A 12,722-nucleotide genomic window follows, 5' to 3' on the forward strand; every position below is an offset into this window, starting at 1 on the left:
GGTTTACGGGGATGGTCAGTTTGCCAGGATCATCCTGGCGCGCTCAAGGTCTTCCGGCGTGTCGACACCGAGCGGCAGCGACTGGACGATCTCGGCGTCGATGCGCATGCCGGCTTCGAGCGCCCGCAATTGTTCAAGCCGTTCGCGGCGTTCCAGAGGCGACGGCTTCAGCGCGACGAAGCGTTCAAGTGCCGAGCGGCGATAGGCATAGAGGCCAACATGGTGATAGAGCGGCCCCTCGCCCCAAGGGGCTGTGGCGCGGGTGAAATAGAGCGCCCGCAGCCGCGTCGCCGACAGTGGCGACCCGACGATCTTGACGACGTTGGAATTGGTCTTTTCCTCCTCGCGGACGATCTCGACGCCGAGCGTGGCGATATCCACCGCCCCGTCTTCGAACGGCCTGAGCGAGGCAGCGATGATGCCGGGATCGATGGTCGGCAGGTCGCCCTGCACATTGACGATCGTTTCGACCTCGTGTCGGGGATCGAGCGCGACCAGCGCCTCGTGGATGCGATCGGAGCCCGACTCGTGGTCGATGCGGGTCATCACCGCCTCGAACCCATGCGCGCGCGCAGCTTCAGCGACGCTTTGCGTGTCGGTCGCCACCACCACCCGGCCGAGGCCGGCTTCGGCCGCGCGGCGGGCGACATGGACGATCATCGGGGCGCCGGCGATGTCGGCCAGCGGCTTGCCCGGCAGGCGGGTCGAGGCCATGCGGGCCGGTATCAGGATCAAGGTGGACATCGCTATGGCAAGGCGTTCGAAAAGAGGAGGGGAAAAGTGGCAAAAGGTCTCACTGGCAGCGCCCTTATAGGTGTTGCAACGCCCGAGCAAAAGACCTAGTTTCCGCCCGATTTGACCGGCTCTGGAGGGCAGGTCTCGATACCGACGGACGGAGTGGACGGTTCGGTCCGCCGGAAAAGGGAGCAAGGGGCGTATGGATTCCAACGAAGTCAACAAACTGCTCGCCGGATTGCTTGGAACCGTATTCGTCGTTTTCTCGGTCGGCCTGGTGTCGGACGCGCTGTTTGCCTCGCCGGCTCCTGAAAAGCCCGGCTTCGCCATCGAGGCCACGGAGCCCGCCGAAGGCGGCCCGGCCGCGCCCGCCGCCGAAGCCAAGCCGATCGCCGATCTGCTGCAGACCGCCAATGTCGAGGCCGGCGCTGCCGTGTTCAAGAAATGCCAGGCCTGCCATTCCGGCGAAAAGGGCGGCCCCAACAAGGTCGGCCCCGATCTGTGGGACCTCGTCGACCGTCCGGTCGCCGAACATGAGGGCTTTGCCTATTCGGCCGGCATGAAGGAATTTTCCAAGGGCGGCACCGAGAAGTGGACCTATGACAACATCAACCACTTCATCACCTCGCCGAAGAAGTTCGTGAAGGGCACGGCGATGGGCTTCGCCGGCCTGCCCAAGGACGAGGATCGCGCCAACGTCATCGCCTATCTGCGCACGCTGTCGGACAATCCCAAGCCGCTGCCGGCACCGGGTGCCGCCGCTGACGCCTCCGCGCCCGCCAAACCGGCCGATGCAGCCGCTCCGGCAAAGCCGGCTGACGGCGCAGCGCCCGCTAAGCCTGCGGCTCCCGCTGCACCAGCTCCGGCCGCGCCCGCCAAATAACCAATAGCTTCTCGATGACCTTGAAAAAGCCGGGTTCAGCCCGGCTTTTTTGTTGGGAAAATGCCGGGTGCGGCGACAAAGCCGGCGCATTGCGGTTTTCACCAGCGTCAAATCATCTAGGATCGCGTTCTGGATGATCAGGCACACATCGCGAAGAGGATAGTGCATGACGGTTGGCCGAACGCTTCTCAAGTCGCTGCTGGCGGCGGGCCTGCTGGCGGCGGGATTGCAGACGACCCGGGCCGACGAGTGGCGCACCACCTCATCTCTGATCGGCCCTTCCAAATACGGCGACAATTTTCAGCACTACGACTACGTCAACCCGAACGCGCCCAAGGGCGGTACCTTGAATTCGGTGCTGCTCGGCACCTATGACAGCTTCAACCCCTATATCGTGCAGGGATCGCCGGGGGCGGGCCTGGTCGGCTTCGGCGGCGGCCTGCTCTACGACACGCTGATGGAGCAGGCGACCGACGAAGGCAGCACCAGCCATCCGCTGATCGCCAATGCCTACAAATATCCTGCCGACTATTCCTCGGCGACCTACCGGCTCGACCCGCGCGCGAAATGGCATGACGGCCAGCCGATCACCGTCGATGACGTGATCTGGTCGTTCCAGGTGCTGAAGGCAAACAGCCCGCAATACAGCCGCTATTTCGAGAACGTCACCGATGCGGTGGCGATCTCCGACCGCGAGGTCGAATTCCATTTCAACCAGAAAGGCAACCGCGAGCTGCCGAAGATCATCGGCGACCTCGCCGTGCTGCCGAAACACTGGTGGGAAGGCATCGATGCCAGCGGCAAGAAGCGCGACATCACCAAGCCGACGCTGGAAATCCCGCTGGGATCGGCGGCCTACAAGATCGCCAGCTTCAAGCCGGGCTCGGAAATCGTCTGGCAGCGCGTGCCGGACTATTGGGCAGCCAAGCTGCCGGTGAAGATCGGCCGCGAGAATTTCGACACGCAGCGTTTCACCTATATCCTCGACGACAATGCCGCATGGCTGGCTTTCACCAAGGGCGGACTGGAAGATCTCAACCGCGAATACAGTTCGCGCAAATGGGCGACGGCCTATACTTTCCCGGCCATCAAGGCTGGCGACGTCATCAAGAAGAGTTTCGAGAGCCACTCGCCGCAGCCGATGCAGGGCTTTGTCCTCAATCAGCGGCGGCCACTGTTCCAGGACCGGCTGGTGCGTGAGGCGCTGACCATTCCGTTCGATTTCGAGTCGATGAACCGCACCTTGTTTTTCGGCTTCAATACCCGCACGTCTAGCTATTTCCAGGGCACGGACCTGGCTTCCAGTGGATTGCCGCAAGGCAAGGAACTGGAAATCCTGGAAAAGTATCGTGACAAGCTGCCGCCAGAGCTCTTCACGCAGGAGTTCAAGCTGCCGGTCTACGATTCGCCGCAAGCGGAACGGAAGTATCTGAAACAGGCAGTCGATCTCTTCGCCAAGGCCGGCTGGGTGATCAAGGGCGGCAAGATGGTCAATGCCAAGACCGGCGAACCGTTCAAGTTCGAGATCCTCGGCTGGAACGACACCGACCAAGTGATCGCCAGTCCCTACATCGCCAATCTGCGCAAGATCGGGGTCGACGCTTCACTGCGCATCATCGACCAGACGCAGTACATCAACCGCGTCACCCATTTCGATTTCGACGTTGTGACGGGCCTGTTCGGCCAGTCGGACTCGGCCGGCAACGAGCAGCGCGATTTCTGGGGCTCGAAGGCCGCGGACACGCCCGGCTCGCGTAATCTGATGGGCATCAAGGATCCGACCGTCGACGCGCTGGTCGACCGCGTCATTTTCGCCACCGACCGCGAGGATCTCGTCGCCGCCACCCATGCGCTCGACCGGGTGCTTTTGTGGAACTTCTACGTCGTGCCGCAATATTATCGCTCGGCGATCTGGCTGGCTTACTGGGACAAGTTCGGCATCCCCGAGAAGCAGCCGGCCTATGCAGGCTATGACCCCGACTCCTGGTGGATCGACCTCGACAAGGAAAAGGCGCTGGCGACCAAATACAAGGGCGGCAATTGATGGGGCGGCAATTGATGGGGCGGCGATCGATGGCAATGCTGCCCCGCCGCGATTTCCTGGCGTTGGGTGGTGCCGCAGCCGCCACCGCGCTGCTGCCGGGCAAGGCCTTTGCCGACATTGCGACCGGCGTGAAATTGCACGGCCTGTCGGCCTTCGGTAACCTCAAATACAAGCCGGATTTTGCGCATTTCGACTATGTCAATCCGGACGCCCCCAAGGGCGGCCAGATGAATTTCGCACCGCCCAACGCAACCCTCAATCAGAGCTTCCTGACTTTCAACACGCTGAATTTCCTGGTGTTGAAGGGGGAGGCGCCGCCGCGCGCCGAACTGTGTTTCGATTCCCTGATGGCAAGTGCGCTCGATGAGCCGGATGCGGTCTACGGCTTGCTTGCCGAGTCCGTCACCTTGTCGCCCGATCGCAACGGTTTCCGCTTCGCGCTTCGGCCGCAGGCGCGCTTCCACGACGGCTCGCCGCTGACCGCTGAAGACGTAGTCTTCGCGTTGAAGCTCTACAAAGACAAGGGTCACCCGAACCTTTCCAAGGCATTGCGGTACATGACCGACGCGGTCGCAGCCGATCCCGTCACCCTTGACCTGACCTTCAATGGCGAACAGTCGGCGCAAAATATCCTGGCGGTCGTGGGAATGCCGATCGTGTCCAAGGCCTTTTATACGGCCAATGAGTTCGATGCCTCGACGATGACGCCACCGCTTGGCTCGGGACCCTACAAGATTGGGCGCGTGTCCGCCGGACAGACCGTCGAATATGAACGCGTCGCTGACTATTGGGGCCGCGATCTCGCGGTGAACCGCGGCCAGTACAATTTCGACCGTATCCGCATCGACTTCTATCTCGACCGGCAGGCCGCATTCGAGGCCTTCAAGAAAGGCGATACGCATTTTCGCGAGGAATTCACCTCGCGGGTATGGGCGACCGGATACGACTTTCCGGCGTTGAATGATGGCAAGGTCGTCAAACGGGAATTTCCCGGCGAGAAGACGCCGGACATGCAGGGCGTCGCGCTGAACCAGCGCCGCCCGCAATTCCGCGATGAGCGTGTGCGACGGGCGATCGCCAACTGCTTCGATTTCGAATGGATGAAGCGCGCTCTGTTTTACGGCTCTTACGAGCGCTCGCAATCGAACTTCGAACGGTCGGACTACAAGGCCGAGGGCCTGCCCTCGCCAGGGGAATTGGCCCTGCTGGAGCCATTACGGGCCGAGTTGCCGCCAGAGGTCTTTGGTGAAGCGGTAACGCAGCCTCTCTCGGACGGTTCAGGCCATGACCGCAAGCTGCTGAGCGCGGCTTCGAAACTGCTTGCCGAAGCCGGCTGGAAGCGCGCGGGCAGTTTTGTCGTCAACGACAAGGGCGAACGGCTGCGGGTGGAAATGCTGGCGGAGGACGATGGCATCGTTCGCATTTTCACCCCGTGGTCCGAGAACATGAAGGCGATCGGGATCGACGCCTCGATCCGGCAGGTCGATTCGGCGCAATATGAACAACGGCAGAGTGATTTCGATTTCGACCTCAACGTCCTCCATTGGTCGATCGGAGCAACGCCCACGGCCGACAGCCTGGAGATGCTCTACGATTCCCGGATGGCGAACACGCCGGGGCAGCGCAACTATCCAGGCACCGAAAGCAAGGCTATCGACGCCTTGATCGTGGCAGCCGGCAAGGCGCGCAGCCGGACAGAACTCGTCACCGCGCTCAGAGCGCTCGACCGGGTCTTGCGCGCGCGGCTAGACTGGATTCCAACATACTATCTGGCGAATCACCGCGTCGCCTATTGGGACATGTTCGGCTTTGTCGAGCAAAAGCCCGATTTCGGCTTTCCGGTCGAGGCGCTGTGGTGGTTTGATAAGGGCAAGGCGGCAAAAATTGGCAAAGGCTGAGATATCAGTCCAACGAGGGCAGGACGCCTGATGGGCGCCTATATCCTGCGCCGCATCCTTTTGATGATCCCGACCCTGTTCGGCATCATGGCGATCTCCTTCGCCGTCATCCAGTTCGCGCCCGGCGGCCCGGTCGAGCAGATCATCGCCAAGCTGACCAACCAGGGCGGCAGCGACCGCCTCGGCGGTGGCGGCGGCGATGCAGGTGGTTCCAATTTCGACGTCGCCGGCGACGTCAGCTCGAAATATCGCGGCGCGCAGGGGCTCGACCCGGAATTCATCAAGAAGCTGGAGAAGCAGTTCGGCTTCGACAAGCCGCCACTCGAGCGCTTCGGCATGATGCTGTGGAATTATATCCGGTTCGACTTCGGCAACAGCTACTTCCGCGATATCTCGGTGCTCGACCTGATCCTCGAGAAAATGCCGGTGTCGATCTCGATCGGGCTTTGGATCACGCTGCTGTCCTACCTGATCTCCATCCCGCTCGGCATCCGCAAGGCGGTGAAGGACGGTACACCCTTCGACATCTGGACGAGCGGCGTCGTCATCGTCGGCTATGCCATTCCGGGCTTCCTGTTCGGCATCATGCTGATGGTGCTGTTCGCCGGCGGCTCGTTCTGGGACTGGTTCCCGTTGCGCGGCATCGTCTCGGACAATTGGGACCAGTTGTCCTGGCCGGCCAAGATCGTCGACTATTTCTGGCACATGACCTTGCCGCTGACCGCGCTGGTGCTGTCGGCCTTCGCCACGACGACGCTCTTGACCAAGAACTCGTTCCTGGAAGAGATCCGCAAGCAGTATGTGGTGACGGCGCGCGCCAAGGGCCTTTCGGAGCGGCAGGTGCTTTACGGCCATGTCTTCCGCAATGCCATGCTGATCGTCATTGCCGGTTTCCCCGGTGCCTTCATCTCGGCCTTCTTCACCGGCTCGCTGCTGATCGAGAACATTTTCTCGCTCGATGGCCTCGGCTTGCTCGGCTTCCGCTCGGTGGTCGAGCGCGACTATCCCGTCGTGTTCGCCAACCTCTACATCTTCTCGCTGCTTGGGTTGTTTGTCGGATTGCTGTCCGACCTCATCTACACCTGGGTCGATCCGCGCATCGATTTCGAGCGGAGAGACATTTGATGTCGGAGGCAAGCGTTACTGCCGGCGTGGTGCCGGCGCGGATGCCACGGCCGTTTTTGTCGCCGCTCAACAAGCGTCGCCTGCAGAATTTCAAGGCCAACCGGCGCGGCTACTGGTCGTTGTGGATTTTCCTCGTCCTGTTCGTGCTGTCACTGTTTGCCGAATTCATCGCCAACGACAAGCCGATCATTGCTTCCTACAAGGGCGAGATCCTGTTTCCGGTGCTGGTCGCCTACCCCGAGGAAAAATTCGGCGGCTTCTACGCCGTCACCGATTATCGCGACCCGGTGATCCAGGACGAGATCAACGCCAATGGCTGGATGATCTGGCCGCTGATCCGCTATTCCTACCAGACCGTCAACAACGCCATTCCGGAAGCCGCACCCGCCAAGCCGTCGTGGGAATATGACGCCAAGATGCGCTGCAACCAGTATCCGCAAGGGGCCACCGATCCGGCCTGTATTGTCGGCAACTGGAACTGGCTCGGCACCGACGACCAGGCGCGCGACGTCTTGGCGCGCGTCATCTACGGCTTCCGCATTTCGGTGCTGTTCGGCCTGATCCTGACCGCCGGCTCGGCCCTGATCGGCGTCGGCGCCGGCGCCTTGCAGGGCTATTTCGGTGGCTGGACGGACCTACTGTTTCAGCGCTTCATCGAAATCTGGTCGGCGATCCCGGTGCTTTATCTCCTGCTCATCGTCGCCGCCATCCTGCCGCCGGGCTTCTTCATCCTGCTCGGCCTGATGCTTTTGTTTTCCTGGGTGGCGCTGGTCGGCGTGGTGCGGGCGGAGTTTCTGCGCGCCCGCAACTTCGAATATGTCAACGCCGCCCGGGCGCTCGGCGTGCCCAACCGCACCATCATGTTCCGGCATTTGTTGCCCAACGCCATGGTGGCGACATTGACCTTCCTGCCCTTCCTGCTCTCAGGCTCGATCTCGACGCTGACCTCGCTCGATTATCTCGGCTTCGGCCTGCCGCCGGGCTCGGCCTCGCTCGGCGAATTGCTGAAGCAGGCGCAGCGCAACCTCAATGCGCCGTGGCTCGGTATTTCCGGCTTCGTCGTCATCTCGCTGATGCTGTCGCTGCTGGTCTTTGTCGGCGAGGCGACGCGCGACGCCTTCGATCCGCGCAAGACGTTCAAATGAGCGAAGCGCCTCTGCTCAGCGTACAGGACCTCAGCGTCGCCTTCAGCCAGGGCGGCGGCCAGTCTGTCGCCGTCGACCACATATCGTTCGACATCGCCAAGGGCGAGACGGTGGCGCTGGTCGGCGAATCCGGCTCCGGCAAATCGGTGTCGGCCTTGTCGGTGCTGAAGCTCCTGCCCTATCCGACGGCGAGCCACCCCTCGGGAAAGATCCTGTTCCAAGGCGCTGACCTGCTGGCCATGAACGAGAAGCAGTTGCGGCAGGTGCGCGGCAACAAGATCACCATGATCTTCCAGGAGCCGATGACCTCGCTCAATCCGCTGCATACGATCGAGCAGCAGATCGTCGAGATCCTGAAGCTGCATCAGGGCATGGCCGACCGCCCGGCCAAGGCACGCACGCTTGCGCTGCTCAAGGAAGTGGGTATCCGCGAACCGGAAAAACGCCTCGACGCCTATCCGCACCAGCTCTCCGGCGGTCAGCGCCAGCGCGTCATGATTGCCATGGCGCTGGCCAACGAGCCGGAACTCCTGATCGCCGACGAGCCGACGACGGCGCTCGACGTCACCGTGCAGGCACAAATCCTCGAACTGCTGGCGGGGTTGAAGAGCCGCAAGGGCATGTCGATGCTGTTCATCACCCATGATCTCGGCATCGTCAGGAAGATTGCCGACCGGGTCTGCGTGATGACCAAAGGCAAGATCGTCGAGACCGGACCGACCAAGGACATCTTCGCCAACCCGCAGCACGCCTACACCAAGCATTTGCTGGCGGCCGAACCGAAGGGCAAGCCGCCGGCCGCCAACGATGCCGCCAAGCCTGTCATGACCGGCAAGGACATCAAGGTCTGGTTCCCGATCAAGAAGGGGTTTTTCCGAACCACCGTCGACCATGTGAAGGCGGTCGACGGCATCGATGTCACCGTGCGCGCCGGCCAGACGCTGGGCGTGGTCGGCGAATCCGGCTCCGGCAAGACGACGTTAGGGCTGGCACTGGCGCGGATGATCTCGTCGACCGGAACCATCCAGTTCAACGGCCGCGACATCAACCAGCTCACCTTCAACGCCATGCGGCCGCTCAGGCGCGAATTGCAGATCGTATTCCAGGATCCGTTCGGCTCGCTCAGCCCGCGCATGTCGATCGCCGAGATCATCGAGGAAGGCCTGAAGATCCACGAGCCGAAGCTGTCGCCCGATGAGCGTGACGACAAGGTGGCCGCCGTGCTGAAGGAGGTCGGCCTCGATCCGGCAACCCGCAACCGCTATCCACACGAGTTTTCCGGCGGCCAGCGCCAGCGTGTCGCGATCGCGCGCGCCATGGTGCTCAACCCGCGCTTCGTCATGCTGGACGAGCCGACATCGGCGCTCGACATGAGCGTGCAGGCGCAGGTCGTCGACCTCCTGCGCAATCTGCAGGCCAAACACGACCTCGCCTATCTCTTCATCAGCCATGACCTCAAGGTCATCAGGGCGCTTGCCAACGACGTCATCGTCATGCGCAACGGCCAGATCATCGAAGCCGGTCCCTCTCAGCAGATTTTTGAAAATCCGCAAACCGACTATACTCGGGCACTGATCTCGGCCGCCTTCAAGATAGAGACGGCGCCGGTCGGCATCGTCAGCGAGTGATTTGCATAAAAAAGGACTAGAATACCGCAATGGAAAAAGGCCGCATCCTGCTTGCCGTCACCGGCTTTCATCCGCAGCGCTGGCGCGACCTGTTGTCGGCCGAGCGTGAAGTGGTGCTGGAGCCGGACGGCGCCAAGGATCCGTCGATCACCTATGCGGTGGTGTGGAAGCAGAAGCCCAACCTGTTGTCGTCGCTGCCCAATCTACGCGCCATCTTCTCGATCGGCGCCGGCGTCGATCATATCTTCGCCGATCCCGGCCTGCCCGACGTGCCGATCGTCAAGGTGGTCGCCGACAACCTCACCCAATACATGACCGAATATGTCGTCTGGCGGGTGCTCGATCATCATCGCCAGGGCCTGCTCTACCGGCAGCAACAGCCGAAGAAGATCTGGCACGATCCGCCGCAAAGGCCAGCCGGCGACATTTCCGTCGGCATTATGGGGCTCGGCAATCTTGGCCGTGCCGCGGCCTCGGTGCTGCTGTCGCTCGGCTTCGCTGTCAATGGCTGGTCGCGCAACGACCGGCCGATGCAAGGGGTGGCGACCTATTCCGGCGAGGCCGGGTTGATCCCCTTCCTCAAGGCGACCGATATCCTCGTGGTGCTGTTGCCGCTGACGCCGGATACGCAAGGCATCATCAATTACGGCGTGCTGAAGGAATTGCGCAAGCGTAACGGCCTCGGCGGCTCGGTGCTGATCAATGCCGGACGCGGCCGCCTGCAGAAGGACGCCGACATCGTGCGGGCGCTGGATGATGGCACGCTGAAGGAGGCGAGCCTCGACGTGTTCGAGGTCGAACCGCTGCCGAAGACCAGTCCGTTGTGGAACCATCCGAAGGTGTTCGTGACGCCGCATTCCGCGGCGACCTCCGATCCCATGCATCTGGCGCCGATCATGCTGCGCCAGATGGACGCCTTCGAGCGCGGCGAAAAGCTCGACAATCTGGTGGACCGCAAGGCGGGATATTAGAGCAATTCCAGGAAAAGTGTGAAACGGTTTCCGTCCGAAATTGCGTCAAAACAAAGAGTTAGAGCAGCTCGCCGTTTCCGTGAAACGGTGAACTGCTCTAACCAGGATTCTTACCTGGCCAGGTCCCACTGCCGGAAGCATTGCTTGATTGCTCTCACGGAGGATAGCTGCAGCTTTGGCAGGTCGAGCTGCTCGAACATCGCCTGGTATCTCCGGCGGTTTTTCGGCGTGGTCACGGCAATATGGTGGATCATGTCCCATTTGACGCTGTCGCGCCCGCCCTCCAAGGCACCGCGCCTCTCGTTCTCGAACAAGGTTCGCCTGAAATAGCGCAGCAAACTTGCCGGCGTGGAGATATCCAGCAGGATCAATCCCGTCGCCCGCTGAAAGCGTTGCGGCATGCCGACCGAGTAATTTCCATCCATCACCCAACGCTCACCGGCAATCGCAGCGTCATGCAAGGCGATGAATTCGCCCTTTGGACGCGGATCCCAGTCGGTGTTGGGCAGATGATGAAGCAGATCGAGGTGAATAGGCTCCAGGCCACGCTTGCGGGCAATCGCGTCGGCCAGGGTCGACTTGCCACTGTTGGACGGCCCCAGGATGCAGATGCGGTCACCAAGGTCCGCGAGTTTCATCCGATAGTGCCCTCGCGAGGACATAGCCTGCTGCCTGCGACCAATTTTCGACCAGTAGCTATGCCGTATCCTTAACTCGGCAGAGCGAACTTCTTCTTCTGATTGTCCGGCTTGCCGCAGTCGCGGCGGTCGATGGAGCGGTTCATGGCGTCGATCTCGCCTGCCGCCTTGTCGCTGTCGCGCTGGGCCTTGGAGCGCATATCGGGCGTGAACGGGCCGAAACCCATCGCGGGATTGTAGAAGGTCGGCTTCGCGGTCACCGGAAGGTTGTTCTGCTGCGCCAACCCATTGCGCTGTGCCAGCAACTGATCGCATGGCACGGTGTCATATTGCAGGGAGGACTCGATGTTGGCGTCCTGCCGCTCGGACATCGAATTGCCGACGCAGCCAGCCGTTGCCAGGCAAGATGCCAAGATCATCATGTTCCAGCGCATCGAATATGCTCCCTCCTGATATTCCGCGCGCGCGCCCCGTGTTACCCGCGCACGCGATTCGGGCTTTTTCGCAGCAGAAGCTTCACAGAGACAAGTGGGGCAGTACCCCTTTGGGGTTGGGAAGGATCGCCGCATTGGCCCGATTATGAACGCTTCAGGCTGCGTGGATTTTCCCGGCCACAACGACCAGGCCGTCGACCGGTTCCCGACGATCCTGCCGGATCACGGTTGTTTCCAAGGATAGGATCGAAAATCCGTTGGCGGCCAGGATTTCACGCACATAGGTTTCAGAGTGCGCGTAGCGGCGCGATGGCTGCAACACGAAACCGCCACTGCCGCTCAACCTCTCTACGGAAAAGGCGAAGAGGCCATCCCCGGCCAGCAAGCCGGCGATCGTCTTCAGCATGCCGTCGAGCGCGCCGACATAGATGAAGACGTCGGCCACTGCCACCAGCTCGGCTTTCGGGCCGGCATAGGAAAAATCCCGCAGATCGGCCTTGCCCAGGAAATCGTAGACGCCCTTGGCCCGCGCCCGTTTCAGCATTCCAGTCGAAATGTCATAGCCCTCCAACCGGTCGGCAATCGGCCGCAGTCTCTGTCCCATCAGGCCGGTGCCGCAGCCGAGATCGAGCGCCAGCGGGAAGCGACCCGGCCTTGCCGTTCGAATGGCTTGGTCCAGCAGCTCAGGCAGCCGGTAACCCAGCCTATCGACCAGCGATTCATCGAAGCTCTCGGCGTAGTGGTCGAACAGTGTCTCGACGAAAGCGCTGGGGAGCGCGTCGGACGCCGGCGCCTTGCCTATCAATTGCAGGTTCAGCGCAGCACCCTGACGATCCGTCGGATCGAGTTGCAGCGACACCGTCCATGCCTGCGCGGCCAGATCCGATGCGCCCGCCGCCTGCTGCATTTCGCCGAGACGAAACCAGCCCATCGCCCATTGCGGTGTCAGTTCCAGTGCATCAAGCAGCAATTCCGCCGCCGCCGCGTGATCGCCATCCGCATGAAGCATCTCGGCATAGTCGGCGCGGCGATCGGCGTTCAAGTCGCCGGATGAGGTCTGGAGCGGTTTCATATCGATGGGTCCTGCCTGCAACTGAGCCGGCGTGCGTGTATGTAGAGCAAAGGATGCTGAAACTGAACCAAATTGAGCATCCTTTGCTCAGGAGTCAGCAGTCATTTACAACAGGCTTCCCGCGGCGGAATTATATCCTATCTTGGGGA

At 61.7% G+C, this 12,722-nt stretch carries 11 protein-coding genes; 7 read left to right on the forward strand and 4 right to left on the reverse strand.

What is annotated here, in order from left to right; translation table 11 throughout:
* Nucleotides 1-15 precede the first annotated feature (15 nt).
* Complete coding sequence (locus DBIPINDM_RS12450; RefSeq protein ID WP_258585985.1) at nt 16-744, reverse strand: 3-deoxy-manno-octulosonate cytidylyltransferase; 729 nt, start codon at nt 742-744, stop codon at nt 16-18.
* Between the two features lie 193 nt (nt 745-937).
* Between DBIPINDM_RS12450 and DBIPINDM_RS12455 the strand changes: the two genes are divergently transcribed.
* The 7 genes from DBIPINDM_RS12455 to DBIPINDM_RS12485 all read left to right on the forward strand — a co-directional run bounded on the left by DBIPINDM_RS12455 (nt 938) and on the right by DBIPINDM_RS12485 (nt 10,429).
* Complete coding sequence (locus DBIPINDM_RS12455; protein ID WP_258585986.1) at nt 938-1,618, forward strand: c-type cytochrome; 681 nt, start codon at nt 938-940, stop codon at nt 1,616-1,618.
* A 166-nt stretch (nt 1,619-1,784) separates the two neighbouring features.
* Complete coding sequence (locus tag DBIPINDM_RS12460; RefSeq protein WP_258585987.1) at nt 1,785-3,662, forward strand: extracellular solute-binding protein; 1,878 nt, start codon at nt 1,785-1,787, stop codon at nt 3,660-3,662.
* A gap of 29 nt (nt 3,663-3,691) precedes the next feature.
* Nucleotides 3,692-5,560 (forward strand): extracellular solute-binding protein, encoded by a 1,869-nt coding sequence (locus tag DBIPINDM_RS12465; protein ID WP_258585988.1) that lies wholly within the window; start codon nt 3,692-3,694, stop codon nt 5,558-5,560.
* 30 nt (nt 5,561-5,590) lie between these two features.
* The gene (locus tag DBIPINDM_RS12470) at nt 5,591-6,685 is read left to right on the forward strand and encodes a microcin C ABC transporter permease YejB (RefSeq protein WP_258585989.1); all 1,095 of its coding nucleotides are present in this window, start codon (nt 5,591-5,593) and stop codon (nt 6,683-6,685) included.
* On the forward strand, nt 6,685-7,830 hold the full coding sequence (locus tag DBIPINDM_RS12475; RefSeq protein ID WP_258585990.1) for an ABC transporter permease: 1,146 nt from the start codon (nt 6,685-6,687) through the stop codon (nt 7,828-7,830). Before DBIPINDM_RS12470 ends, DBIPINDM_RS12475 begins: the two co-directional genes overlap by 1 nt.
* Entirely contained in the window at nt 7,827-9,458 is a 1,632-nt protein-coding gene (locus DBIPINDM_RS12480; RefSeq protein ID WP_258585991.1) for an ABC transporter ATP-binding protein, read from the forward strand. The genes DBIPINDM_RS12475 and DBIPINDM_RS12480 overlap by 4 nt, the downstream gene beginning before the upstream one ends.
* A gap of 29 nt (nt 9,459-9,487) precedes the next feature.
* Entirely contained in the window at nt 9,488-10,429 is a 942-nt protein-coding gene (locus DBIPINDM_RS12485; RefSeq protein ID WP_258585992.1) for a 2-hydroxyacid dehydrogenase, read from the forward strand.
* A 110-nt stretch (nt 10,430-10,539) separates the two neighbouring features.
* Here the strand turns inward: DBIPINDM_RS12485 and DBIPINDM_RS12490 are convergent, their stop codons facing one another.
* From DBIPINDM_RS12490 to DBIPINDM_RS12500, 3 genes are all read right to left on the reverse strand, one after another.
* Entirely contained in the window at nt 10,540-11,067 is a 528-nt protein-coding gene (locus tag DBIPINDM_RS12490; protein WP_258585993.1) for an AAA family ATPase, read from the reverse strand.
* A 71-nt stretch (nt 11,068-11,138) separates the two neighbouring features.
* Nucleotides 11,139-11,501, reverse strand: a complete 363-nt coding sequence (locus tag DBIPINDM_RS12495) for a hypothetical protein (protein WP_258585994.1) — start codon at nt 11,499-11,501, stop codon at nt 11,139-11,141.
* Nucleotides 11,502-11,655: 154 nt separating this feature from the next.
* Nucleotides 11,656-12,573 (reverse strand): class I SAM-dependent DNA methyltransferase, encoded by a 918-nt coding sequence (locus tag DBIPINDM_RS12500; RefSeq protein ID WP_258585995.1) that lies wholly within the window; start codon nt 12,571-12,573, stop codon nt 11,656-11,658.
* Between the last annotated feature and the right edge of the window lie 149 nt (nt 12,574-12,722).

Origin of the sequence: Mesorhizobium sp. AR02 (genome assembly GCF_024746835.1) — a bacterium.
In the GTDB taxonomy this organism is placed as follows: domain Bacteria; phylum Pseudomonadota; class Alphaproteobacteria; order Rhizobiales; family Rhizobiaceae; genus Mesorhizobium.